The following is a 24873-nucleotide window of genomic DNA, read 5'->3' as shown; positions in this document are numbered from 1 at the left end:
GGGGCGTGAGGACTCGACGCGGATCAGCGTTCCGAAGCAGGTTCCCACTCTCGGAGGACAGCCCGATCACCCGGACTCGGCGTCAGCCCGCCGCTCTCGGGTGGCGAAGCGGACGGTGACGTCACGGCCGTTGGTCATCACGTCGGCCAATTTGATCTCAACGTCGGCCCGTACCACCTCGGTTCCTCGGCCGAACGACGCCGGCATCCGCCAGGTCCGCCACTTTCGCAGGGGCACTGCTGCTTCCTTCTTCTGCCGCTTGAGAGTCGCCTCGGCGGCGATGACGTCGGCGTGCCGCCCCTCAATGACCTCCATCAGTTCCGCACCTGCCGAGAGATGCTGCCGTACCCGGCGCACGCCGCCGACCCCGAACTTCAGCAAGCCTCGATGCCGGACCAGGTAAAGCAGGTATGTGCTGTCCTGCAAGGCGGCGAACGAGCGGTCGCCAGGTTCTGCGGGACACCGCGGACAGGACCGGTCACGGAGCCGCTGCCAGGATCCACATCGGTCGTGAACGCCCCAGGTGCCATGGGACCAGGGACCAGTCCGTCCGCCGCACCACGGCAATCCGTGCACGTCTCCCGTGACGTCGCTCCAGCCATCACGGCGATACCGGTCAAGCTCCATGCCAAGAGCGAACGCGGCTTGGAACTCGGCGGCGGCGCACGCGGGAATGACGTCCATGGACGTGAGACCGGCAAATCGACGAACCTGATCCGCGAGGTCGGGCTCGTGTAGGGGGCGGGCCAATAGGCGCTCACCGGACGCGAGAGCGTGGCCTGCCGACCGCTCGTCCAGACAGATATGGCACCGGGTGCGCCAACTGGTGCGACCGATCCGGTGAGAGCCACAGTTTCGGCAGCGGTAGAGGTCCACCCCGGTGCGCTCCGGCAGTAGATGGAGGCGCTCTGTCCGCTCTATCACCAAGGCAGCACATCGTCCACAGTGGGCATACCACGCGATGTCTGGGCCGCGCCCGCGTGAGCCCGCCCGACCGTGGACTTCGTCGCCGCAGTTGACGCAGACTACGATGGCGGGCAGGCGGGTCTTGGGTTTGCGATCCGTCACTTTTTCGTCCCGGCAGAGCGGCGGCCGACGTTGCGAGCCGCTTGGACGGCGACCGCCTGCGGGGTGCCACGCCGACCGCCAGCCGCCCAGGACACTTCGCTGTATTCGTCCCACCGCCTGTCGACTGCAGCAGCGTCAGCCGTGGAGTCGAGCAAAATACTGAAGTTGTAGCCGGTGGCGTTCATCTGGGCCCAGATGGCATTGGCGATGTCCGCGTACCGCTCATCGTTGTCACAGTCAATGTGAACCGTGACCTTACGCATCTTATCGGGCCCCCGAGTTCGGCACGGTGAGGCCGAGACAGCCATTGGGAAGGTGGTCGTTGCGGTGCCCCATCCAGAACACGACATCAAGCACCCGAAGTCGGCTGACCGAGGGGGGCAGCCCGGCTTCCTTGTGCAATACGTCGAGCCGCTGCATCAATATCCCGCTATCTTCGCGTAGCTTGCAATGCAGCCATCTCCAGAATCCGCTGCGGGTACGGTAGGCGCAGGAGACGACGCGGTCGTAGACCGGAACGAGCCTCGGACGTTTCCGGGCGAGCAGCTTACCCGCGATGACCCTCTCGATGCCGGTCGCAGCACGTAGCAGGCGCCATGCGGCATCTGCGGAACCGCCGCCGACGATGTGCTCAAGCGCGGCGTCCTCGCCCAACTCGACGCGGACCGGGATGCTGGCCAACGCCGCCGACACGTCATGACCAAGTTGGCCCTGAAGGAGGTCCAGCCGCTGCCATGGGCCGATGGTCACACTGAGCAGCTCGACCGCGATGATGTCCTCGGCGGTGATGGTATGCGCTACCTCGGGACGAGATCCGCCGCCACCCAGCGCGTCGAATTGCCCTCCGGTGAACGCGGCATCTCCACTCCCGTGGAAGTAGCGGCGGAGGTCCGTGACCGACTCGGGTGCATCCAGCACGGCCAGAATCTCCGCGAGGGTGAGGGGTTGGCGCATGCCTTCCTTCCCGATGGAATTCCTAGCCATCAATGCCGGGATACCCCGGCCTCTTCGTTGGTGATGGCCTGGTCGTAAAACCAACGGAGGTGCCCGATCAACGCCTCCCGAGTCTTCACGTCAGCCAGGACGTCGAGGGGAAAGCCGGGACGCAGTGCGAGCTTGGCGACCGCGATCTTCACGCCGGCCAGTTCGTTCAAGCGCTGGCGAAACTGCTCACGCAGCGTGATGTCATCGAACGGGATCCTTGTGCTGAGATGTTGGAACACGATCTCGAACTTCCCGCTCGGATAGATCGTCGCAGGCCAGATGTTGCCGAGCTGATGGTCCTTACCGCGTGCCATGAGAAAGCACGACGTCTCACCTCCAGATCCGTAGAGGAGGGTGCCGCCCATGCCGGCCCAGGCTTCCAGCACCGCGACCGTGCCAAGCGCGACGTGTGTGTCCTGCAAGTCGCGCAACTGCTCAAGGAAGCGATCGTCCAGGGAGCTATTGTGGCGGGATCGTGGCCGAAGGAGTTGATCCGACCCGTCCTGTTGCGGCATGCCGGCGAGCTGGGCCAGTTCCAGCACACCTATGCGTTGGGCCTGACTGGCCCGACCGTACTTGTCGAACTCGACACCCTCGTCACGGAGTAAGTCGTGTGGATCATCAGTGCGGGACGGGTCGAGCCAGCGGAAGTTCGGTGCCACCACTCCCTCGGCCTGGAGCACACGGTGCGCGTGAGGCGCGGGATGGTTCGCTAGCCGGGCACCGACCGAGACGGGGTGGCTGCCGATCAGCGCGGCGAGATCTCCGTACGAGGTCCAGGAGCCGGCAGGCAACGCGGCGAGCGCGGCGTTCATGACGTCCCAAGGCACCTCGGACTTGTTACCCGCTTCCTCTGTGGGGCCGGGCCAGGTGGCGATGATGCGCTCCGCGAGCGCATCCGCGCGAGCGTGGATCTCGGGCCGCCCCCAGCGCTTCTTCTCGGCGATCTCCCGGTTCAGCGCAATCCCGCTCTTGCCGAGCTGTGCGCGCTTGACGAGAAAGGAACTGTTGCTCAGCTCCGCGTTGTAGCCGGTCAGGGTGAGGTTGCCCAATGTGTGTACCAGAGCGTCATGCACCTCGGCGAAGCTCTCCTCGCCCTGCAGGTCCTCGCCCAGCATCTGCCGCCACTCCGCAGTCGGGCTCTGCGGCATGACATGCTCGATGGTGAGTGACGTCGGGGCCACCGGCTCCTTGCTGCCGAATGACTCCTCCAGCCACTGAAGCACCAGCTTGCGCTGCGTCGCGCGTCCGTTCAGGTAGAACGGGACCGAGCGCACCGACTCCCGCAGGTGGCTATCGGTGGCGTAGTACTTCCGGCCAACCGACAGGTATGCCCGCACTGCCTCGTCGACCGGTAGGTCCTTTCGCATGTCGGTGACGATGCGTAGCAGGACCCGGTTGATGCTCGCGGTAGCGCGGCCGATCAGGAGGCGCCGCACGAAGTAGCTCTCCACATACAACATCGCGGAGGCGATCTGGCCGGAGGTTGCCGTTCCCTCCTTACGGCGATCCAACAGATGCAGCAGCAACGGCAAGACAGTCGTCGTGTCCCACGCGTTGAGCCGAGCCAGACGCCGTCGTACCTCCGGGTCGCCTTCCTCCTCGGGATGCAGGATGATCCGCAGGAGGGCGCCGAGACGGCAGAATCGACGTACCTCGGCCTCGATCTCGACCTCGGTGTGGAGTCTGTTGAGCCGGCCCTGCTGACCTACGTAGGTGTCGGTCTGCTTCACCTCGGGGTTTTGGTGCACCAGGTCGAGCCAGAACAACTGCTCCAGCTCGCCGGAGTTCAGCTGCTTCTGTAAAGGGAACCACAACGAGTCATAAACCGCTTCGCCCCGTGTCGGCAGCCGCATGAACAGGTAGTTGCGGAGTAGATCGGCCTGGGTGAGCTTCAGGCCGGTGTTGTTCAGCGACTCGAAGATTCGATAGACGTTGTCGCCGGCCTGGGCCACGACCGAGACCAACGCCATCCCCGAGATGACAGCGTCCTCGATGCGCTCGATGTCCAGCGGGTCTTCCGGGTCGTCCACGGCGACCAGTTGCGCCGCGAAGAACCGGTACGCAGCACCCACCCGGTCACTTCCACCAGCCTGCGGTGTTGCTTCCAAGCAAGCCTCGTACGCGGCGCGATCGGCCTGGGTGGGAACGAGTTTCATCCGATGCGCCGGCTTGTACTTGTTGATCAGGTATTCCGGGTCGATCCGGTTTCGATGGTCGGGATCCTCGTGAGCGGCCCGATGGTCGCGGATAGCGCAGAGAAGGATCGAGAGGGTGGTCAGCCGCTGCTGACCGTCGACCACCAGGAACTCGGAGACCGAGGGCCCATGCGTAGGGCTGGGAGCGAGCACGAGCGAGCCGATGAAGTGCGTCAGACTCGGGCTTTCGGCACGATCTTCGGCCAGTTTGATGATGTCCTCCCACAGCCTCCCGAGCTGAGACTCAGACCACGAGTACGTCCGCTGGTAGAGCGGTACTCGATACTGCTTCGCGCCCTCCAGTAGCTCCCGCAGTGTCGTCTCGTGTGCCGCGACCATGCACTGACTCCTTGCCTCGTCGGGAAGTCTCGCGGTAGCAGGACGAACCGTCCCCTACGCGGAGCAGCCCACGATAGGCGCGATTCGACAGAACTCATTCACAAAGGTCTGTCGTTCTTGCGACACGAGCGAATTGACGGAACATCAATGGCGGACGTGCAGGGCCTCCTCCCCCGTACAGCCGGGACGACCCAACGGTCAGCGGCTCCATATGGACATGTGGACTGACGCCAACCGCCAGTCCGCATGTCGCCGGCAAGGCACTCCGCCTGGCCGGCCCCCAGCGACCCTGGAACGCCTGACCCGGCCACCGCTTGAGCCGCTGCAGGTATTCGACACAGCCGGACCGCGACGGCCCATTCGACAGCGACAGATTCATCCGCCGGCAGCTCGCCCTCAAGGTGGATCTGACACCGCACACCCTCCACCCCCGGCTCCTCTCGTGATGAGAGAACATCCCCGATGCCGGCCAGTCAGGACTCACGTGTCGCGCCTGCTCGCGGTGTCAGACTGCGGGTATGGACGAATTGACGGCCCACGTACGGGCGTTCGCGGAGGAACGTGACTGGCAGCAGTTCCACACGCCGAAGAACCTCGCCATGGCACTCGCCGGCGAGGTCGGAGAACTGGTCGCCGAGTTCCAGTGGCTGACCCCGGAGCAGGCCGGTGCGGTGATGTCGGATCCCGAGGCGGGCGCACGTGTGCGGGCGGAAATCGGCGACGTCATGATCTACCTGACGAGACTGGCGGACGTCCTCGGCATCGACCTGACGGAGGCCGCAGTCGCCAAGTTGGCCGAGGTGTCCGTCCGCTATCCGGCTGGAGAAGTCAGAGGTTCTGCGGCCAAGCGATAGCGGGGCGTGCCGGAGAATGATCTCTCCGCTACAGTCCACCCGGTACAAGCGCGTAACGACGGGCTTCCGGTCGTCGCCGGACACGCCCCCCATGCGCACGATCATTTCGTGCTGCCCGGGGGCAAGTCGTGTCAGCATTTCGCACCTCCGCCGACGGACTGCTGCGCTACGCGGCAGGTGGCGCCCTCGCCGACCGGATCGCGGAGCACATCGGGCACAACGTGAGCGCCTCCGAACGGCGGTCCTGGGAGCGGAGCCTGCCGGTGCTCGCCCAGGATCTCGCCGACGCGGGTCTCGGGCAGGTCGAGATGCTGGTGGAGTACCAACTCCCGCTCACCAGCAAGCGGATCGACGTCGTCCTCGCCGGAACACATCCGAAGACGGCCGAGGACTCCTACGTCGTCGTGGAGTTGAAGCAGTGGTCCCGGGTCGAGTCGTACGAGGGATCAGAGAGCCTGGTCCTGGTCGAGCACGCCGCCACCCCTCGGCTGCATCCGGGCGTGCAGGTCGAGGACTACTGCGAATACCTCGCGGACTTCCTCGGGGTGCTCGCCCATTCGCGCAACCCGATCGTCGGGGCCGCCTACCTGCACAACGCCGTCGACCGCGACGTCGACGACCTCTTCGCCCGGCGGGCGACGGAGCAGAGCCGGATCTTCACCAAGCAGCGCCGCGGCCGGTTCCTCGACTACCTGCGAAACCACCTGGCCCCCGGCTCCGGCGCAGCCGCCGCGGACCGCTTCCTCACCAGTTCGGTACGCCCCAGCAAGCACCTGCTGTCCTACGCCGCCGCCGAGCTGAAGGACCGGTCCCACTTCACCCTGCTCGACGAGCAGCGCCTGGCGTACGAGCTGGTGTTGCACGCCGTGGAGCGTGCGCGCAGCGCCGACCGCAAGTCGGTAGTGGTGGTGGCCGGCGGGCCGGGCAGCGGCAAGAGCGTCATCGCACTCTCGGTGCTCGGTGAACTGGCCCGGCAGCAGCGCTCGGTCATGCACGCCACGGGTTCGCGATCGTTCACCCAGACGCTGCGGCGTTACGCGGGCAAGGGCTCCACCCGGTTGAAGAACCTGTTCGGTTACTTCAACAGCTTCATGACCGCCGAGCGGAACGGGCTCGACGTGCTGATCTGCGACGAGGCGCACCGGATCAGGGAGACCTCGGTCAACCGGTTCACGCCGAAGGCGAAGCGGGACCGTGCCCGGCCGCAGATCGACGAGCTCCTCGCCGCGGCCCGGGTACCGGTCTTCCTGCTCGACGAGCACCAGGTGGTCAAGCCGGGCGAGTTGGGGAACGTCGAGGTCATCTCCACGTACGCGAAACAGCTCAATCTGGATGTCGAGGTCGTGTCGCTGCACGACCAGTTCCGGTGCGGCGGCAGTGAGGCGTACGAGGAGTGGGTCGTCGACCTGCTCGGCCTCGACGGCGGCAAGCCGTCGGTGTGGGCCGGAGACGGACGCTTCGACCTGCGGCTGGCGAGTTCGCCGGAGGAGATGGAGGCGTTCCTGGCCGCGAAGCAGGCGGCCGGGGAGACGGCGCGGATGTCGGCCGGGTACTGCTGGCCGTGGAGCGACCCGCTGCCGGACGAGTCCCTGGTCGCCGACGTACGGATCGGTGGTTGGGCGCGTCCCTGGAACGTGAAGAGCGACCGCAGCGTCGGCGACGCGCCGGGCAGCGCGTTCTGGGCCACCGATCCGCACGGATTCGGCCAGGTCGGTTGCGTTTACACCGCACAGGGCTTCGAGTACGAGTGGTCCGGTGTCATCCTCGGACCCGACCTGGTCGCCCGCGACGGCCGGCTGGTGACCCAGCGGGCGGAGTCGAAGGACCCCGCATTCCGCAGCCGCAAGTCGCTCAGTGACGCGGAGGCCGACCGCCTGATCCGTAACACCTACAAGGTGCTGATGACGCGAGGCATGCGCGGCACGATCCTGTACTCGACGGACGCCGAGACCCGGGCATGGCTCAACTCGCTGATCCGCGTGGAACGTGGTCTCGAGACGATCTACGAGCCGAGCGGTGGTTCATAGTTCCCAAGGAATTGCCGGTTCGGGGCACGGCCGGGTCAGCAGTCGCGGGCCCAGTCCGGCGGCGGTACGACGGCGAGCTGCGGCTCCCCACTGATCGGTTCCAGTGCGTGCACGATCCGCAGGTCCCCGTCGGCGGCGGCGTCGGGGTCGGTCAGCACCCGGCCGCTGCTGCCGTCGGCGCTGACCAGCACCCACCGGTCGGGGTGGACGCTGCCGTCGTCGACGAGCGCCCGTACGCCGAACGCGCGGGCGAGGGTGACCGCGAGATCGCGCTCGCCGTGGCCGGTGGCGGCGGCCAGTTCGGTGTCGCCGGTGAGGATCCAGCCGAATCCCTCGTCCCCGTCGGGCGGGGTGAGCATCGCCACCGGGCGCGGATCGTCCACGGCCCGGTCCTCGATCCGCCCGACGTACACGCTCTCCGGCGCGATGCCTTACTCCGTCAGCAGGAACAGGCGAAGGGCGTCCGCCGGCAGCTCGGCGTCGAAGTGGATCCGATACCGCACCCGCCGCCCCTCTCCAAGGTTCACAGGTAACGCGTCACAATGCTTGCCCTGGCGGCCCGCCGGGGAGTTGGCTGTCGGGTATGGCCCGCATCGCGTACCACGACGCGGACGCCGAGGCGTTCGCCGCGACCCGGCACCTCACCGACGACGGTCTCACGGCCTGGCGTGCCGCCGTCGCCCGGCACCTCGTACCGCGCCCGGGGATGCGACTGCTCGACCTGGGCGCCGGGACCGGCAGCTGGGCACGGGCGTTCACCGGCTGGTTCCCCGGCGTCGAGGTGGTCGCCGTCGAACCGTCGGCGGCGATGCGCGCCCGCTGCGCGTTCGCGCCGCTGGTCGGGGGCGACGCCGCGCACATCCCGCTCGCCGACGGGAGCGTCGACGCCGCGTGGCTGTCCACAGTCATCCACCACGTGCCCGACCTGGCCGCGGCGGCGCGCGAGCTGCGCCGGGTACTGCGGCCGGGCGCCCCGGTGCTGATCCGGTCCGCGTTCGCCGGACGACACGGCGCGATCACGCTGTTCGGCTACTTCCCCGAGGCGATCCGCGTGCTGGACACGTATCCGGGCATCGCCGACGTCGGGGCCGCCTTCGCCGCCGCCGGTTTCGCCACCGCGGCGGTCGAGCAGGTTCCGCAGGTCACCGCGCCGTCGCTGCGGGAGGCGGCGGCCGGCCTGCGCCGGGAGGCGCACACGCCGCTTCAGCTCATCACCGACGCGGAGTACGCCGCGGGCGTCCAGCGGTTGCGTGAAGCAGCAAGGACCCAAGCCGGTCCGGTCGTCGACACGCTGGACCTGCTCGTGCTGCGCTGATCCCGGCGTCAGGCCCAAGCAAGGTTAGGGTGGGGCGATGGACCCTCGTCAGTGGATGGTCGTCGGAGCGCCGTCGAGCGCAGGCGCCCACACCCCGGGTATCGAGCGTGCACCCGCCGCCCTGCGCGCCGCGGGTCTGCTCGACCAGCTGGGCGCCGACGTGGAGGACGCCGGTGACGTGCCGGGCTTCCGGTGGCGGCCGGATCCGGCGTACCCCAGGGGTCAGAACGCGGGCGCGGTGGCCGCCGTCGCCTCGGCGGTGGCCGACCGGGTCGCGGCGGCGCTGGGCCGGGGCCGTGCGCCGCTGGTGCTCGGCGGCGACTGCACGGTGACCGTCGGCCTGGTCGCGGGTTGCGCGCGGGCCGGGCTGTCGCCCGCGCTGGTGTACGTGGACGGCGGGCCGGATCTCTACACGCCGGAGACCCGCGCCAACGGCAACCTGGACGCGATGGGGCTGGCGCACATGCTCGGCCTGCCGGGAACGCTGCCCGAGGTGGCGGGCGTCGGGCCGGAGGTGCCGCTGCTGCCGCCGGAGCGGGTGGTGGTGTACGGGGACTCGCTGCCCCGCGGTGACCACGAACGCGAGCTGGTGGCCGAGCTGGGGCTTGCGTACGTGCCGGCCGACGAGGTGCATGCCGACGCTCGGGCGGCGGCGCGCCGGGCCCGGTCGGTGGCCGAGGGTGCGGCCGAACGGTTCGTGGTGCACTTCGACGTGGACGTGCTGAGTTTCGTGGACGCGCCGCTGGCGGACGTGCCGGAGCCGTTCGGGCTCAGCCTCGGCGAGGCGGCGGCGACGCTGGCGGAGCTGGTGGCGAGCCCGCGGTTCGCCGGGTTGTCGGTCACCGAGATCAACCCGGATCATCTGCCCGACGACGAGCTGCTCCCCCGGTTCGCCGGGGTGCTGGCCGGGACGCTGACCGGGCGCTAGGCGGTCTCCGCGAGGTGCAGCGGCAGTACCTTCGCGGCGCTCACCGCCAGGTCGCGGTCGAGCACCTCGTCGCGGGGCACGAAGACCATCGCCTGTCCCTCGCCGAGCACCACGTCCTCCTGCCGGGCGTCGGTGGCGCCGCGGAAGACGTAGACGGTGACGGTGTGCGGAAAGCCGTCCTCGTGCGGGCGGGGGCCGCTCCACAGCAGGTGCAGCTCACCGGCGGTCAGCCCGGTCTCCTCGCGTAGCTCGCGCCGAGCGGCCTGCTCCGGTGTCTCGCCGGGCTCGATGCTGCCGCCGGGCAGGCTCCACTGGTACGGAGACACCGGCGCGTTGCCGTCGCGGTGCTGCATGAGGATGGCGCCGGTCGGGTCGACGAGCAGGACGAGAGCGACGTCGTATGCGGCCACGCCCCGAGCCTGCCACGCGGCACCGGCGACGCACAGTCCCCGACTTTCCGCCACACCGATCGAAAGTCAGACTCGAAGCACCGAAAGCCATAGACATATCGACATGGCTTTTGTAGCGTCGGCGCACAGGCGATAAGGAGTACGACCATGTGCTACGGATTCGACGGACAGACGGCGCTACGGCAGTCGCTGGACCGGCGCGACCTGCTGCGCGGCTCCCTGGCGGCGCTCGCCGGGATCGGGCTCGCCACCGGGCTCGGCGCGACCGCGGCCCAGGCCGGCGGGCACCATCACGGCCGGCGCCCGGTGCCGAAGGAACTGATCAGCCTCCAGCTCTGGACGGTCCGCGACGCGCTCAACGGCTCGCCCGGCTACGACGCGACGCTGGCGCACCTGGCCCGCATCGGCTACCCGCGGGTCGAGCTGGCGCTCGGCTACTTCGGCCGTACCGCCCGGGAGCTGCGCCGCTTCCTGGACGGCATCGGCATCAAGGCCAGCTCCAGCCACGACGGCATCGCCGCCGACGCCGCCGCGCTGGAACAGAAGATTGCGAACGCCCGGACGCTGGGCCAGCGGTTCATGGTGGTGCCGTACCTGAACTCCGACCGCGAGGACGACTGGAAGCGCTGGGCGGAGCAGATGAACGTCGAGGCCGCCGCCGCGCGCAAGGCGGGCCTGCGGTACGGCTACCACAACCACGCGCACGAGTTCACCATCGACTTCGGCAACGGCAGGCGGCCGTGGGACGTGCTGACCGAGGAACTCGACCCGCGCCTGGTGCACCTGGAGATCGACATCTACTGGGCGGTCACCGGCGGCATCAACTCCGGCGAGGGCGTCGACGACCCGGAGGGCTTCACGCTCGACGTGATCCGCTCGGCGCCGCAGCGGGTGTTGCAGTACCACGTCAAGGACCGCGACCCGGCCACCGGCGACATGGCCGACCTCGGCACCGGAATGATCGACTTCGCGCGGATCTTCCGGGGGCACCAGGTGATGGAGTACATCGTGGAGAACGACACCCCCGACGTGACGCCGCAGCAGACCGCTGCCGTCGGCTACCGCTACCTGCGCCGCCTGCGGTTCTGACCCGCGACGGGGCACTGATCGCCGCCGGACGTGACACGCTCGGGGGTGGCCGCGCCGACCGAGGGGGTACGCGATGACCGACGAGCCGGACGACGTCCACTACGACCGCCTCTATCGCGACGCCGAGCGCCCGCCCTGGGAGATCGGCGGCCCGCAGCCGGCGCTCGCCGCGGTCCTCGACACCGGGGTACGCGGCCCGCGCGTGCTCGACGTCGGCTGCGGCACCGGTGAGCTGGCGCTCGCGCTGGCCCGCCGCGGCCACGACGTGACAGGCGTCGACATCTCACCGGTGGCGATCGACCAGGCCCGGGCCAAGGCCGCCGCGGCGGGCCTGCCGGTGCGCTTCGAGGTGTGCGACGCGACGGCGATCCCGGTGCCGCCGGTGCCGTACGACTCGGTGTTCGACTCCGGCCTGCTGCACTCGCTGGACCGGCGGGGCGCCGCCGTACGCGACTACCTGGCGCTGCTGCCGCGCCTGACCGCGCCCGGTGGTGCGGTGTTCGTCCTGGCGGTGTCGCCGGAGGCGGGCGAGGGCTGGGGCCTGGACGCGGACACGCTGCGCGCGGCCTTCCCCGACCCGCTCTGGACGCAGGTGACGGCCGAGCGGATCGACGTGCTCGCGAGGGTCGGCGGCGCGGACCTGCGCCTGGCTGGCAACCTGCTGCACGCCACCCGCTCCCCCGCCGGCCCGTAGCGCGCCTGGGTGGAACGCCGTCAGCGACGCCACTGCTGGCGTGGGGCGTAGCCCTCGCGGCGCAGCCAGTGTTCGGTGTAGACGATCCGGTCGGCCTCGATCACCACGAGCGGGTCCTCGGGCGGCTCGGACAGCGACCGGCCCCGCTCGGCGTGCTCGTTCTCCCAGCGGAACGCGGCCCAGTGGCGGGCCCGGTCGGGGTGGTCGGGGCCGAGCACCCGGGCGGTGCCGAACACCTGCGCGCCACGGCTGCTGGCCAGCCCGACCAGCGGCGCGAAGACGCCGACCGACACCCGCGGGTCGGCGGCGATGTTGCGCATCTTCGGCGAGCGTGGCGCGGCGGTGAACATCAGCGTGAAGTCGAGCGGGTAGTAGCGCACCGGCGTAGCAAGCGGCCCGTCCGGCCCCGCCGTGGCGAGCACGCACATGTTCTGCGACGACAGCAGGTTGAGGATGCGCTCCTCCAGGCGGTCCCGGTCCAGCTTCCTCGTCGGCGTCGGACCGGTCAGCCAGGGGTTCGTCAGCGGCACGGTGCGTCCTCGATCATGACGGCACCCTACCGGCCGGGATCAGGCGACCGGCGCCGTGCTGGCCCGCATCACGACCTCGCCGGGCAGGCGCACGATCCGGCGGCGGCGACCGGCGTTCTCGGTCAGGGCCAGCTTCATCGCCTCCTCGCCGAGCCGGTGCAGCGGCAGCGCCACTGTGGTCAGCGGCGGGGTGAGGTCACGCACGACAGGGATGTCGTCGAAACCGGCGACCGAGACGTCGCCGGGCACCGACAGCCCGCGGTCGCGCAACGCCGCGTACGCGCCGACGGCCATCACGTCGGTGCACGCGAAGACGCAGGTGGCGTCGAGCCCGCGGTCGAGCAGCTCGGTCATCGCCCGGTAGCCGCCGTCGCGGGTGAACGCCGCCTCGGCCACCGCGCCCGGGTCGAGCGTGACACCGGCGGCGGCCAGCTCGTCGCGGAACCCGCCGAGCCGGTCGGCGACTGTGGTCAGCTCGGGCGGGCCGGAGAGCACCGCGAAGCGGCGGTGCCCCAGGCCGAGCAGCGCGCGGGCGAGCTCGGCGGCGCCGGCCCGGTTCTCCGGCAGGACACTGTCGACCTTCAGGGTGCGGTGCCGGCTGACCACCGCGACCCGGCCGCCGCCGTCGAGGTAGGGCGCCAGCTCGGCGGCCATGGCCCGCTCCCAGCGGGGGTCCTCGAAGCCGGAGCCGATGAGCAGGATCGCCGGGGCGCGTTCGGCGCGCAGCATCGACACGTACGCGATCTCCCGTTCCGGGTCGCGGAACGTGCTGGCCAGCATGACCAGCAGGTCGTTGTCGGCGGCGACGCGCATGACGCCGCCGGCGACGGCGGCGAAGTAGGGGTCGGTGACGTCGTGGCAGACCACGCCGACGCTGCGCCGGGACGCGCCGGCGAGCGCGCGGGCGTGGGCGTTCGGGGTGTACGCGAGCCGTGCGGCGGCGGCCAGGACGCGGTCGTGCAGGTGCGGGGTGACGCGCCTGCCGTTGAGGGCCCGGGAGGCGGTTGCCAGTGAGACGTCGGCCGCCCTGGCCACGTCTTCCAGCGTCACGTGCGACATCGATGCGTCTCCCTGCGGAACGTCTTGACCCGGTGTTCCGGCGTGGCTACGGTAGCACCCTGAAAGCGCTTACTGAAAGCGCATTCACCGCCGGGAGGCACAGTGGAACGCACGTCCGTCGGCATCATCCTCAACGGCGTCACCGGCCGGATGGGCTACCGGCAGCACCTCGTCCGGTCCCTGCTCGCCATCCGCGAACAGGGCGGCGTACCGGCCCGCGACGGCAGCCGGATCTGGCCCGAGCTGACACTCGTGGGCCGCGACGAGAACCGGCTCGCCGAGATCGCCGGGCGGCACGGGCTGTCGGCGTACACGACCGACCTGGACGCGGCCCTCGCCGACGACGCCCACCAGATCTACTTCGACGCGCAGGTGACCACCCAGCGGGAGAAGGCGATCCGGGCGGCGATCGAGGCCGGCAAGCACGTCTACACCGAGAAGCCGCTCGCCGAGGGGTTCCTCGCCTCGCTGGAGCTGGCCCGGCTCGCCGCCGCCAAGGGCGTCCGCAACGGCGTCGTGCAGGACAAGCTGTTCCTGCCCGGCCTGCGCAAACTCAAGCGACTCGTGGACGGCGGCTTCTTCGGCCGGATCCTGTCCGTGCGCGGCGAGTTCGGCTACTGGGTCTTCGAGGGCGACTGGCAGGCCGCGCAGCGCCCGAGCTGGAACTACCGCGCCGAGGACGGCGGCGGCATCACGCTGGACATGTTCCCGCACTGGCACTACGTGCTGGAGCAGATCATCGCCCCGGTCACCGCCGTCACCGCTGTCACCGCCACGCACATCCCCGAGCGCGTCGACGAGACCGGCACCCGCTACCGGGCCACCGCCGACGACGCCGCGTACGGGATCTTCGAGCTGGCCGGCGGCATCGTCGCGCAGGTCAACTCCTCCTGGGCGGTCCGCGTACACCGGGACGAACTGGTCGAGTTCCAGGTCGACGGCACGCACGGCAGCGCCGTGGCCGGGCTGCGCGACTGCCGTATCCAGCACCGGGGCGCCACCCCGATGCCGGTATGGAACCCCGACCTGCCGGTCACCGAGGCGTTCCGCGCGCAGTGGCAGACAGTGCCGGACAACGGCGAGCACGACAACGCGTTCAAGGTGCAGTGGGAGGCCTTCCTGCGCCACGTCGTCGACGACGAGCCGTTCCCGTGGGACTTCCTCGCCGGCGCCCGGGGCGTGCAACTGGCCGAGGCCGGGCTGCGCTCGGCCCGCGAGGGGCGGCGGGTGACGATCGAGGAGATCCCCCGGTGAGCACGCACATCACGCTTCCCGCACCGGGCGGCGGCACCGAGCGGCTGACGTTGCGGGAACCCCCCGCGTGGCGACGGCCGTCCGGGCCACCGGCAACCCGGATCGCGTACGCGGCCGCGCACGTCGTCGCCGACCCGTACGCCGACAACTCCCCCGGCCGCCCGGCGGGGCTGGACTGGGACGCGACGCTCGCGGTGCGGCGTGACCTGTGGTCGTGGGGCCTCGGGGTGGCCGAGGCGATGGACACCGCGCAGCGCGGGATGGGGCTGGACTGGGCGGCCACCCGCGAGTTGATCCGGCGCAGCGCCGCCGAGGCCGCCGCGTGCGGCGGGCGGATCGTCGCCGGGGCGGGCACCGACCAGCTCATCGGCGTGCCCGGCACGCTCGACGAGGTCGTCGCCGCGTACGCCGAGCAGGTCGCCGTCGTCCAGGAGTACGGCGCCACGCCGGTGCTGATGGCCAGCCGGCACCTCGCCGCGCTCGCCACCGGCCCGGAGGACTACCTGCGCGTCTACGAACGGGTGCTGCGGGAGGCCGGCACGCCGGTGGTGCTGCACTGGCTCGGCGACATGTTCGACCCGGCACTGTCCGGCTACTGGGGCTCGACCGACCTGGACGAGGCCACCGCCACGTTCGCCGCGCTGGTGCACGCCCACGCCGACCTGGTCGACGGGGTGAAGGTGTCGCTGCTGGACGCCGGCCGGGAGGTACGGCTGCGGGAGCTGCTACCGCCCGCGGTGAAGGTCTACACCGGCGACGACTACCACTACCCGGAGCTGATCGAGGGCGACGGTAAGCGGTTCAGCCACGCGCTGCTCGGAGCGTTCGCGGCCATCGCCCCGGCCGCGTCGGCCGCGCTGGGACGGCTCGACGCGGACGATCCGGCCGGGTTCCGGGCGATTCTCGACCCGACGGTGCCGCTGTCCCGGCACCTGTTCGCCCCGCCCACGCCGTACTACAAGACGGGCATCGCGTTCCTGTCCTGGCTGAACGGACGGCAACCGGGCTTCACCATGGTCGGCGGCCTGCACGGCGGGCGCGGCGTCCCGCACCTGGTCGAGGCGTTCCGGCTGGCCGACGCCGCCGGGCTGCTGCGCGACCCGGACCTGGCGGCGCGGCGGATGCGCGCGTACCTGGACGTCGCGGGCGTGCCCGGATGACCGCCGATGCCCGGCTGGCGCGGCTGTCGCTCAACCAGCGCACCACGCAGCGCTGGTCGGTGGCCGAGGCGGTCGACGGCTGCGTACGCGCCGGCATCCCGGCGATCGGGCTGTGGCGCGAGCCGGTGGCCGAGATCGGCGTACCGGCCGCCGCGCGGCTCGTCGCGAATGCCGGGCTCCGGGTGTCGTCGCTGTGCCGGGGCGGGTTCCTCACCGCCGCCGACGACGCCGGCCGGGTCGAGGCGCTCGCCGACAACCGGCGCGCGATCGACGAGGCCGCCGCGCTGGACGCCGCCTGCCTGGTGCTGGTCGTCGGCGGCCTGCCACCCGGCTCCCGCGACCTGGCGGGTGCCCGGCAGCGGGTCGCCGACGCGCTGGCCGAGCTTGCGCCGTACGCCCGCGAGCGGGGGGTACGCCTCGCGCTGGAGCCACTGCACCCGATGTACTGCGCCGACCGGGCGGTGCTGTCCACGCTCGGGCAGGCGCTCGACCTGGCCGAGGCGTTCCCGGCCGAGCAGGTCGGCGTCGTGGTGGACACGTTCCACGTCTGGTGGGATCCGGACGTGTGGCGGCAGATCGCCCGCGCCGGGGCACGGATCGCGAGCTTCCAGGTCTGCGACTTCCTCACCCCGCTGCCGGCCGACGTGCTGCTGGGCCGCGGCATGATGGGCGACGGGCACATCGACTTCCCGCCGCTGCGCCACGCGGTGGAGGCCGCCGGGTACACCGGTGACGTCGAGGTGGAGATCTTCAACGCCGAGGTGTGGGCCACCGACCCGGACCGGGTCCTCGCCACCATGATCGCCCGCTACGTGGAGCGGGTGCTCACCGACTGACCCAGCGTGACGAGTCCGGTCTGTCGGACTAATCAGGTGGCCACCCCCCGGGATCCGGGGGCAGGATCGGGATCATGCCATCCCCGCACATCACCACCCCGATCACCACCGACCTGCTGCGCGGCGCGCTCGACCTGGAACAGACAGCGGACGGGGTGCTGCCGCACCGGCTGCCCGCGTGGGCCCGGGCACAGAACACCGACCCGCAGCTGACGATGGCCGAAGCGATGCCGTCGGGCGTACGGCTGGTGTTCCGTACCCGCGCCACAGTCGTGGAGCTGGACGTGCTGCCCACGAGGATGGTCTACCGGGGCACCGGCCCGCGTCCAGACGGCCGCTACGACCTGGTCGTCGACGGCCGTCTCGCCGGTCAGGCCACCGCCGACGGCGGCAAGGTGCTCACCATCGACCTGGCCGCCGGCACGTCCGGCGTCGAGCCGGGTCCGGTCGGCACGGTGCGCTTCACCGACCTGCCCGCCGCCGACAAGGAGGTGGTGATCTGGCTGCCGCACCGGGAGATCACCGAGCTGGTGGCGCTGCGCACGGACGCGCCGGTCGAGCCGGCCGACACGGGTGGCCGCCGGGTGTGGCTGCACCACGGCAGCTCGATCAGCCACGGCTCGGACGCGGAGAGCCCCACCGGCACCTGGCCGGCCGTGGCCGCCACGCTCGCCGGCGTGGAGCTGGTCAACCTGGGGTTCAGCGGCAGCGCGCTGCTCGACCCGTTCACCGCCCGCGCGATGCGCGACACCCCGGCCGACGTGATCAGCGTCAAGATCGGCATCAACGTGGTGAACAGCGACCTGATGCGGCTGCGCGCGTTCGGCCCCGCCGTGCACGGCTTCCTGGACACGATCCGGGAGGGACATCCGCACACGCCGCTGCTGGTCGTGTCGTCGGTCCTGTGCCCGATCCAGGAGGACACGCCCGGCCCGGGCGCGGTCGAGTTCGTCGACGGGAAGGTCCGGTTCCGGGCCACCGGCGACCCGGCCGAGGTGGCCACCGGCCGGCTCACGCTGCGCGTCATCCGCGCCGAGCTGGCCCGGATCGTGGCGTCCCGGTCCGGCGCCGACCCGAACCTGCACTACCTCGACGGGTTGGAGCTGTACGGCGAGGCCGACTACGCCGCCCTGCCGCTGCCCGACGAGCTGCACCCCGACCCGGCCGCCGACCGCCGCATCGGCGAGCGGTTCGCCGCGCTGGCGTTCGGCCCGAAGGGACCGTTCGCCGCAGCGGAATGACTGACGGCCCCTCACGGCGCGGTGTGACCCAGGTCACGCCGCGCCGTGATCCGTCGGAGTTGCCGTGAACGACCAACTGAGCGTGGGAGGAAGTCGACAGGACGAGGAGCGGCTGCTGCGGCGGGTCGCGCGCGCCGACCTGGACGCGTTCGACGAGCTGTACCGGCGTACGTCGCCGTGGCTCGCGATCCGGCTGCGGCGGCGGTGCGCGGACGACGGCATCGTCGCCGAGGTCCTCCAGGACACGTACCTGACTGTGTGGCGGGCCGCCGGCTCGTTCAGCGGGATCCGGCCCTCCGGCGGCGCGGACGCGCCGGGTGGCTCGGCCGCCGGATGGATCTGGACGATCGCGGCCCGGCGCCTGGTCGACGCGCTGCGCCGCCGCGCCCGGGTGCAGGAGGTGCCGACCGACGTGCTTCCGGTCCGCAGCGCGCCGGCCGCCGAGGACGAGGCGCTCGCCGGGTCGTTCGGCTCGGAGGTGGGCGCCGCGCTGGACGCCCTCGCACCGGAGCTGCGGGCGGTGCTCGCCGCCATGGTCCTGGACGGGCTGACCGTCCGGGAGACCTCCGTCCTGCTGGGGGTGCCCGAGGGCACCGTGAAGAGCCGGGCGCGGCGTGCCCGCAACGCCCTACGGGAGGCACTGGCATGACCGCTCACGTTCCCCCGCCGGCACTGGCCGCGTACGCGGCGGGCAGCCCCGACGACGCCGCCACCTGGACGATCGAGGTGCACCTGGAGGGTTGCGCCGAGTGCCGCGACCGGCTCGGCGAGCTGGCCGCCCCGCCACTGCGCGCCCTGCTCGGCGACGCCCGGGAGGCGATCCTGGAACAGGCCCGCACCGGGCCACGACCGGTGCGCCGGCGCCCGCTGCGACAGTGGTGGCTGCGCTGGACCGACTGGTCGCTGCTGGCGTGGGCGGCCATGACGTGCACGGCGATCCTCGCCGCGGTGCTGCTGGACCGCAACTACCCGGAGCAGCCCTCGGCGGTGCTGCTGCTGGCACCTGTGGCACCGCTCGCAGGGCTCGCGGTGGCCTGGTCCCGCCGCGCCAACCCGAACTGGGAGGTGATCGCCGGCACCGCCCGCGCCGGGCTGGAACTGCTGCTTCGCCGTACCCTCGCGGTTCTGCTCCTGGTCGCGCCGGTGCTCGCGGTGGCCGGGCTGGCGGTCGGCCGCAACCCCGCGCTGTGGCTGCTGCCCTGCCTGACGTTCACCGCCGCGACGCTGCTGCTCGGCAGCCGCGTCGGCGTGCCGCTGGCCGCCGCCGTCCTCGGCGGTGGCTGGCTCACCGTGGTCGCGGCCGTGTCGTTCACCGGCGACGCCGACGCGGCCCGCGCCGCCGCCGCGACCGAGGCCCTGCTCCGGCCCGCCACCATGCCCGCCTGGGCGGCGGCCGCCGCCGTGCTCACCCTCCTGACCACGCTGCGCGCCGAACACCTGCGGCGGCCCGCCGCCTGGCGCTGACCCCGAAAACCGCACCACCACGACACGGCGCCCGTCCGGTGCCGCGACCGACCCTGCCCGAAGAAGGAGACGACATTGGTACGCGCAGTGAGCGCCGACGAGGTGGCGCCGACCCGGCACGCCTGGCGGATCGAGGCGGTGGGACTGTCGGTGAAGGCCGGGCGGCACCTCGCAGTCGACAACCTGGGCCTGACGCTCGGTGCCGGCGTGCACGGGCTGCTCGGCCCGAACGGCGCCGGCAAGAGCACCCTGATGCGTGCGCTCGCCACAGTGGTCAAGCCGCACGACGGCGTGCTGCGGCTGCTCGGCGCGGACGCCACCGCGTCCCGTGAGCTGCGGCCGGTGCGCCGCCGGCTCGGCTACCTGCCGCAGCAGTTCGGCTACTACCCCCGGTTCACCGTCCGGGAGTACGTCGAGTACGTGGCCTGGCTGCGGGAGATGCCCGCGTCGGCGGTGCCGGGCGCGGCCCAGCAGGCCATCGACCGGGTACGCCTCACCGACCGGGCCGACGCCAAGCTCAAGTCGCTGTCCGGCGGCATGCTGCGCCGGGCCGGCATCGCCCAGGCGATCGTGAACGAACCGGACCTGCTGCTGCTCGACGAACCGACAGTCGGCCTGGACCCGGAACAGCGGGTCGAGTTCCGTGAGCTGATCCGGGAACTCGGCGCGGACGCCTGCGTGCTGGTCTCCACCCACCTGGTGGAGGACGTGGTGGCGGCCTGCTCCGACGTCATCCTGATGGACCACGGCACCCGCGTGTTCCAGGGCCTGCCCGCCGACCTGATCCGCCACGGCGAGACCGGCGGCGTCGGCGACAGCGCCGCCGAGCGCGGCTACTCGCACCTCCTCAAGCAGCACCGGAGCGCCTGATGATCAGACAGGTACGCATCGAACTGCGCCGCTCCAACGCGCCGGCCGTGGCGGTGCTGCTGCTGGCCGTCGGCGCCCTCGGCACCGCCAGCATGTACAGCTTCTGGCAGGGACAGTGGCTGCGGCTGGGCTACGTGCACGCCTCCGACGTGTTCTTCCTGATGCCGCTCGCGCTCGCCGGTGGCGCGGTGCTGGGCCGCCGGGACCGGCGTACCCGCGCCGAGGAACTGATGAACAGCACCGGCCGGCCCCGCTGGCAGCGCGCGCTACCAGCGATGGCAGCGCTCGGCGTCGCCGTCGCGGCCGCGCACCTGCTCGTGCTCGCCGCCAGCGCGGCGGTGGTCGCCTCCGGCGGCGCCCACCTCGGCGTACGCGGACTCGCCGGGCCCCTGATCGACGTGCTGGTGCTGGTGGGCGCGGCCTGGGTCGGCGTGGCGGTCGGCCGGCTGTGGTCCTCACCGCTGCTGCCGCCGCTGCTGGCCGCCGCCGGTCTGGTCGCACAGGAGGGCACGGCCATGCTCGGCGGTACGGGCAGCCGGCTGACGAACGCGTCCCTCATGATCTCCTGGCCGCCGGACACCCCGTGGGAGACGCTGTCCGACCGGCTGCTGCTGAGCCGCCTCGTGCTGGGCGCCGGGCTGGTCCTGGCCGGCCTGCTGCTGGCGGCAGGCAAATCCTGGCTGACCAGGGCCGGCGCGGCGGCGAGCCTCGCCGGTGGTGTGGCGGTTCTCCTGCTGATCGGCGTACCGGGCCCCGCCGGCATCTGGCAGCTCGATGCGGAAGCGCGCCGCTACGTCTGCGCCGACGGCACGCCGCAGGTGTGCGTCACCGCCGTCAACGCGCACCTGCTGCCCGAGGTCACCACCGAGGCCCGCCGAGGGCTGCACGCGCTGGCGAAGCTGCCGAACGCGCCGACCCGCGCGGTGGAACTGCGGCTGGACACCATCGGCAGCAACGACAGCGAGCAGTGGCACCGGCCCAAGCCCACACCCGGCACCGTGCAGTTCCACCTGGAGGTCGATCCGGACACCGGCCGGGCCGCGGACGTGGCCGAGCGCATCGCCATGGGCGGCGGCACCCGGTGGTCCGGTTGCGGGCGCAGCGGCGACGACATCGCCCCGGCGATCGTCGCGGCCTGGCTGCTGGACACCGACACCGTGCGGCTGTGGGACTCCTGGACCGGATACCGGTACGCCGACGAGCAGCAGGAGGAGATCCGGGCCGGGGTGCGGCAACTGCGCGCGCTGCCCGAGCCGGAGCAGTTGCGGCGGGTCACCGCGCTGCGGGACGCGGCCGCGCGGTGCGAGCCGGACCTGATGCCGGCGCTCACCGGCCGGGCCGCGCCGTGACCCGCTGGCTGCCGCTGTACGTGCGGTCCCGCCGGCTACCCGCCGCCCTGGCCGGATCGGCAGTCGCCGTCGCGGTGATGACCGCCGCCTGGTCCGCTTTCACCGACCGTCCCGAGGTGCCCGCCGGCCTCGCCGTGCTCACCACCGCGATGGCGGTGGCACCGCTCGGGCCGACGCTCGCCGGCACCGACCCGGCGCTGGAGCGGACCGCCGCGTGGTCCTGGGCGCCGCGCCGGGCCGGGCACCTGCTCGCGTACGGCGCGGCGGTGGTCGGGCTGCTGGCCGCCGCCCGCATGCTCGGCGCCGACTTCGGGCCACTGTCCGTGCTGGCCCGCAACACGGCCGGGCTGACCGGGCTGGTCGGACTCGGGGCCGCGCTCGCCGGCGCGCGGGCCGCCTGGCAGGTGCCGACCGCCTGGGCCGCGCTGGGGGCTTTCCTGGCCGCACCGGGCGGACCGGAGTGGCGGCAGGTCGCGCTGTGGATGGCGCAGGAGCCGGGCAACCGGATCGCCGCGGTCACCGCCACGACGTTCCTCCTCGGCGGCGTCGTCGCGTACGCGCTGCGGGTGGGACCGCAGGTCGCGGCCGCCGAGGCGGCGCTGGAACAGTGACGTGCCGGACCTCGTCGCGCGCCCACAGCGCGCGGCGAGGTCCGGTCAGTCGCTGTCCGCGGCGGCCCACGCCGACACGACGCGCCGCGTCGGGTCACCGCCCTCCGGTCCACGCAGCCGGTCGGTGAGCAGGAATCCGGGCAACCGGAACCGGGCCGCGTGCTCCCGCTCGGCGAGCCGGTACGTGCCGCCGCGCCGATCGGGCTGCCATCCGTGCCGCAGGGCGTACTCGATGACGGCGCGTACGTCGGCCGAGGTCGGGTAGGCGTCGTCGACGGCACAGGGCGACCAGCGCGTCCCCCAGGTGGTCGACAGCAGATCTGCCTGGAGCGCCTGGCCCGTCTTCCCGCCGCCCCAGATCCGGAGCCGGATGCAGCGGTGGCAGTCCGTGTCGCCCCGTACCTCGCGGATCTCCGCCCGCCAGGTGAAGGCGCGCCCGTCGATCCACAGTCGCCGCAGCCGGATGCGCACGGCCCGATCATCCGGGACGGCGCCCGCCGTCGCGACGGGTTTTCCCCGGGTCGACGTCAGGCCGGCGGTTCCGTCCGTCGGCGGCGGGTTTCCTCCTCCGTCGTTGTCAGGTCAGCGGCACCCAGCCCAGGGTGGTCATGCCGGACAGGGCGGTCGCCTTGAGACCGGCGTCGGAGACCGTCCAGAGCACACCGTCGATCATCAGCGAGCGGCGGATCGGCGCCCACTCGCCGCCGTCGGCCAGGACGCCCGGGTGGTCGACGGCACCGGCCGCTGTGAAGCCCTTGTCGCCGATGCGCAGCGCCAGCACACCGCCGGACGGCGGGCGCCTGGTGCCGTCGGCGCGGTCGGTGACCACGCCCGGCTGCCGCACCGGGAGCACCACCAGGCGCTCGGGCTCCCAGTACAGGAACGCGTGCGGGTCGTGCTCCGCCTCGGACCAGCCGCCCGGGACGTGGTGCTGGGCGATGCGCGCCGGACGGGCCGGGTCGGCCACGTCGAACAGCGACACCTGGGTGCCCGTCACCCGTCCCCGGTCCGTCGCGTCCTGCCCGACCCCGATCAGGCGGCCGTCGCCGGCCGGGTGCAGGTACGCCGAGTACCCGTTGATCTTCAACTCGCCGGTGACCCGGGGCGCGGCCGGATCGCGCAGGTCCACGCCGTACAGCGGGTCGGTCTGCCGGAACGTGACCACGTACCCGGTGCCGCCGACGAACCGCACCGCGAAGATCCGCTCGCCCTTGCCCAGGCCGGTCACCGCGCCGACCCGCTTCAGCGTGGCACCGTCGGCGCGCAGCACGTAGACGCCGGACTGCGAGGACGTGCCGCGCCCCCAGGTGTCACCCGTCGTGGTCGCCACCCGGAGGTGACCGTCCCACTCGGACAGCGCGTACTGGTTGATCAGCCAGCCGGGCACGGACCCGGCGGCGACGAAGCGTGGTGTGCCCGCCGCGGTGTCGAACTGGTAGATCTCGGTGCTGGTGTCACGTGCCCCGGACGGTCCGCCCCGCCACATCCGCCAGCGGTGGTCGTTGGCGACGTAGAGGCGTGCGCCGTTGCTGTAGACGGTGTCGCCGTCGGCGACCACGGTGACCGGGTCACCGGCACCGAGCGCAGCCGCGCCCAGGTCGAAGCTGAGCACCGTCACCATCGACGCGCCGGAGAATCCGGCCGGACGGTTGACCCGGTCGCAGCCGACCCGCCCCGTGCCGACGGTCCGGACGCTGTCGCGGATCTCGTAGCGGGGCAGCCAGTCGTCGAGCGTGGCCTTGTCGATGACCGCCCGGTTGGCGGCGATCCGCTGGGCGTCGGTCCGGCGACCGGACGGGTACGGGAAGTCGAGCCGGGGCGCGGACCGGATCACCACACGGGCGGTCCCGCCGGACTGCCGGGCGTCGACCAGGAGACCGTCCATCCGGTACTCCCCCACCACCCGGGGCGGTCCGGCGAGGTCCACCAGGACGAGCCGGGCCTGCGGGGTCGCGCCCGGGCGCGTCTGCCCGTCCGGTACGGGGCCCTTGACGGTCCGTCCGGCGTGCAGCAGCACGAGCGCCCGGTCACCGTGCAGCAGCAGGCTCCCCTCGTCGCCGGAGAACCGCTCGGCATCGCGGTCGAGCGCCAGCCGGCCGGTCACGCGGCGGCTCGCCGGATCGACCACCGACAGCACGCCCCGGCTGACCGTGACGATCCGCCGCCCGTCGGTCTTGACCAGGTCCGGTTCGTCCACGCCGGCCTCGTGCACGTTGGTGCCGGAGAAGTCGGGCGTGGACGCCGACGCCGCGTCCTTGGCGGCGCCGCCGACCGCCGCCCGTTCCGCGCTGAACTGCATGCGTACGTCCGGGCCGAAACCCCACGGGCCGACCGCCGCCTTCGCGGCCGTGCGGAGCTGCCGCAGCGCCTCGTCGCAGCCGTCGAAAGCCACCAGCCGCAGCCCGCCGGCCGGTACGACCCGCCCGGTGGGCGGCGGGTCGGCGGCCGGCGGTGACGCGGTGCAGCCGGCGAGAGCCAGCGCGGCGGCCATCGTCCATCCAAACGTCCGGGATCCGTGACGGGTCATGCCGGTCAGACGTGGCGGTGACGAGCACGGTTCCCGGCCGTGCCGTTCGACCACCGGCCGTGCCGC

Annotated in this window: 25 protein-coding genes; 15 read left to right on the top strand and 10 right to left on the bottom strand. The window is 71.9% G+C overall.

The features are described 5' to 3' along the window. Positions 1–66: 66 nt before the first annotated feature. The 4 genes from MICAU_RS15195 to MICAU_RS15180 form a co-directional block, all read right to left on the bottom strand. Positions 67–426, bottom strand: a complete 360-nt coding sequence (locus MICAU_RS15195; protein ID WP_167545741.1) for a hypothetical protein — start codon at positions 424–426, stop codon at positions 67–69. A gap of 638 nt (positions 427–1064) precedes the next feature. After that, the gene (locus MICAU_RS15190; protein ID WP_013286210.1) at positions 1065–1331 is read right to left on the bottom strand and encodes a hypothetical protein; all 267 of its coding nucleotides are present in this window, start codon (positions 1329–1331) and stop codon (positions 1065–1067) included. A gap of 1 nt (position 1332) precedes the next feature. Next, the gene (locus MICAU_RS15185; RefSeq protein WP_174361712.1) at positions 1333–2022 is read right to left on the bottom strand and encodes a DUF6308 family protein; all 690 of its coding nucleotides are present in this window, start codon (positions 2020–2022) and stop codon (positions 1333–1335) included. A 29-nt stretch (positions 2023–2051) separates the two neighbouring features. Then, on the bottom strand, positions 2052–4589 hold the full coding sequence (locus MICAU_RS15180; RefSeq protein WP_013286208.1) for a GmrSD restriction endonuclease domain-containing protein: 2538 nt from the start codon (positions 4587–4589) through the stop codon (positions 2052–2054). A 518-nt stretch (positions 4590–5107) separates the two neighbouring features. Here MICAU_RS15180 and MICAU_RS15175 point away from each other — a divergent pair. Together MICAU_RS15175 and MICAU_RS15170 are read left to right on the top strand one after the other, a co-directional pair. Continuing rightward, positions 5108–5443, top strand: a complete 336-nt coding sequence (locus MICAU_RS15175; RefSeq protein ID WP_013286207.1) for a nucleotide pyrophosphohydrolase — start codon at positions 5108–5110, stop codon at positions 5441–5443. Positions 5444–5571: 128 nt separating this feature from the next. Next, positions 5572–7470: a DUF2075 domain-containing protein gene (locus MICAU_RS15170; RefSeq protein WP_013286206.1), complete on the top strand. Its 1899-nt coding sequence runs from the start codon at positions 5572–5574 to the stop codon at positions 7468–7470. Between the two features lie 35 nt (positions 7471–7505). On the opposite strand, the gene MICAU_RS15165 is transcribed toward MICAU_RS15170, so the two are convergent. Beyond that, the gene (locus tag MICAU_RS15165) at positions 7506–7853 is read right to left on the bottom strand and encodes a hypothetical protein (protein WP_157547412.1); all 348 of its coding nucleotides are present in this window, start codon (positions 7851–7853) and stop codon (positions 7506–7508) included. Positions 7854–8053: 200 nt separating this feature from the next. Between MICAU_RS15165 and MICAU_RS15160 the strand changes: the two genes are divergently transcribed. Together MICAU_RS15160 and MICAU_RS15155 are read left to right on the top strand one after the other, a co-directional pair. Beyond that, entirely contained in the window at positions 8054–8785 is a 732-nt protein-coding gene (locus MICAU_RS15160) for a class I SAM-dependent methyltransferase (protein ID WP_013286204.1), read from the top strand. Positions 8786–8822: 37 nt separating this feature from the next. Then, positions 8823–9713 carry an arginase family protein gene (locus MICAU_RS15155; RefSeq protein WP_013286203.1) on the top strand — a complete coding sequence of 297 codons (891 nt, stop codon included), beginning with the start codon at positions 8823–8825 and terminating at the stop codon, positions 9711–9713. Here MICAU_RS15155 and MICAU_RS15150 read toward each other — a convergent pair. After that, entirely contained in the window at positions 9710–10123 is a 414-nt protein-coding gene (locus tag MICAU_RS15150; protein WP_013286202.1) for an NUDIX hydrolase, read from the bottom strand. The genes MICAU_RS15155 and MICAU_RS15150 overlap by 4 nt on opposite strands. Positions 10124–10270: 147 nt before the next feature. On the opposite strand from MICAU_RS15150, the gene MICAU_RS15145 reads away from it, so the two are divergent. Together MICAU_RS15145 and MICAU_RS15140 are read left to right on the top strand one after the other, a co-directional pair. Next, positions 10271–11212, top strand: coding sequence for a sugar phosphate isomerase/epimerase family protein (locus MICAU_RS15145; protein ID WP_013286201.1), 942 nt, complete (start codon positions 10271–10273; stop codon positions 11210–11212). Positions 11213–11285: 73 nt separating this feature from the next. After that, complete coding sequence (locus tag MICAU_RS15140) at positions 11286–11906, top strand: class I SAM-dependent methyltransferase (RefSeq protein WP_013286200.1); 621 nt, start codon at positions 11286–11288, stop codon at positions 11904–11906. 20 nt (positions 11907–11926) lie between these two features. On the opposite strand, the gene MICAU_RS15135 is transcribed toward MICAU_RS15140, so the two are convergent. Both MICAU_RS15135 and MICAU_RS15130 read right to left on the bottom strand, forming a co-directional pair. Then, a complete protein-coding gene (locus MICAU_RS15135; protein WP_013286199.1) occupies positions 11927–12436 on the bottom strand; it encodes a pyridoxamine 5'-phosphate oxidase family protein in 510 nt (169 codons plus the stop codon). Between the two features lie 39 nt (positions 12437–12475). Continuing rightward, positions 12476–13495 (bottom strand): LacI family DNA-binding transcriptional regulator, encoded by a 1020-nt coding sequence (locus MICAU_RS15130; protein ID WP_013286198.1) that lies wholly within the window; start codon positions 13493–13495, stop codon positions 12476–12478. Between the two features lie 102 nt (positions 13496–13597). On the opposite strand from MICAU_RS15130, the gene MICAU_RS15125 reads away from it, so the two are divergent. The 9 genes from MICAU_RS15125 to MICAU_RS15085 all read left to right on the top strand — a co-directional run bounded on the left by MICAU_RS15125 (position 13598) and on the right by MICAU_RS15085 (position 22280). After that, positions 13598–14749: a Gfo/Idh/MocA family protein gene (locus MICAU_RS15125; RefSeq protein WP_013286197.1), complete on the top strand. Its 1152-nt coding sequence runs from the start codon at positions 13598–13600 to the stop codon at positions 14747–14749. Beyond that, the gene (locus MICAU_RS15120; RefSeq protein WP_013286196.1) at positions 14746–15909 is read left to right on the top strand and encodes a dihydrodipicolinate synthase family protein; all 1164 of its coding nucleotides are present in this window, start codon (positions 14746–14748) and stop codon (positions 15907–15909) included. The genes MICAU_RS15125 and MICAU_RS15120 overlap by 4 nt, the downstream gene beginning before the upstream one ends. Continuing rightward, complete coding sequence (locus MICAU_RS15115) at positions 15906–16745, top strand: sugar phosphate isomerase/epimerase family protein (RefSeq protein WP_013286195.1); 840 nt, start codon at positions 15906–15908, stop codon at positions 16743–16745. Before MICAU_RS15120 ends, MICAU_RS15115 begins: the two co-directional genes overlap by 4 nt. Before the next feature lie 74 nt (positions 16746–16819). Beyond that, on the top strand, positions 16820–17986 hold the full coding sequence (locus MICAU_RS15110; RefSeq protein WP_013286194.1) for an SGNH/GDSL hydrolase family protein: 1167 nt from the start codon (positions 16820–16822) through the stop codon (positions 17984–17986). Positions 17987–18050: 64 nt separating this feature from the next. Further along, positions 18051–18635, top strand: a complete 585-nt coding sequence (locus tag MICAU_RS15105) for an RNA polymerase sigma factor (RefSeq protein ID WP_013286193.1) — start codon at positions 18051–18053, stop codon at positions 18633–18635. Continuing rightward, positions 18632–19450 carry a hypothetical protein gene (locus MICAU_RS15100; protein ID WP_013286192.1) on the top strand — a complete coding sequence of 273 codons (819 nt, stop codon included), beginning with the start codon at positions 18632–18634 and terminating at the stop codon, positions 19448–19450. The genes MICAU_RS15105 and MICAU_RS15100 overlap by 4 nt, the downstream gene beginning before the upstream one ends. Positions 19451–19525: 75 nt before the next feature. Beyond that, positions 19526–20320 (top strand): ATP-binding cassette domain-containing protein, encoded by a 795-nt coding sequence (locus MICAU_RS15095; protein WP_013286191.1) that lies wholly within the window; start codon positions 19526–19528, stop codon positions 20318–20320. Continuing rightward, positions 20320–21669: a hypothetical protein gene (locus tag MICAU_RS15090; protein ID WP_013286190.1), complete on the top strand. Its 1350-nt coding sequence runs from the start codon at positions 20320–20322 to the stop codon at positions 21667–21669. Before MICAU_RS15095 ends, MICAU_RS15090 begins: the two co-directional genes overlap by 1 nt. Next, a complete protein-coding gene (locus tag MICAU_RS15085) occupies positions 21666–22280 on the top strand; it encodes a hypothetical protein (RefSeq protein ID WP_013286189.1) in 615 nt (204 codons plus the stop codon). The genes MICAU_RS15090 and MICAU_RS15085 overlap by 4 nt, the downstream gene beginning before the upstream one ends. A 45-nt stretch (positions 22281–22325) precedes the next feature. On the opposite strand, the gene MICAU_RS15080 is transcribed toward MICAU_RS15085, so the two are convergent. Both MICAU_RS15080 and MICAU_RS15075 read right to left on the bottom strand, forming a co-directional pair. Further along, positions 22326–22751: a hypothetical protein gene (locus tag MICAU_RS15080; protein ID WP_013286188.1), complete on the bottom strand. Its 426-nt coding sequence runs from the start codon at positions 22749–22751 to the stop codon at positions 22326–22328. Between the two features lie 106 nt (positions 22752–22857). Further along, positions 22858–24771, bottom strand: a complete 1914-nt coding sequence (locus tag MICAU_RS15075; RefSeq protein WP_013286187.1) for a beta-propeller domain-containing protein — start codon at positions 24769–24771, stop codon at positions 22858–22860. Between the last annotated feature and the right edge of the window lie 102 nt (positions 24772–24873).

Source organism: Micromonospora aurantiaca ATCC 27029, from assembly GCF_000145235.1.
Taxonomy (GTDB): domain Bacteria; phylum Actinomycetota; class Actinomycetes; order Mycobacteriales; family Micromonosporaceae; genus Micromonospora; species Micromonospora aurantiaca.
The sequence above is the reverse complement of the archived record's forward strand: the minus strand, read 5'-3'. Positions and strand labels throughout refer to the sequence as shown.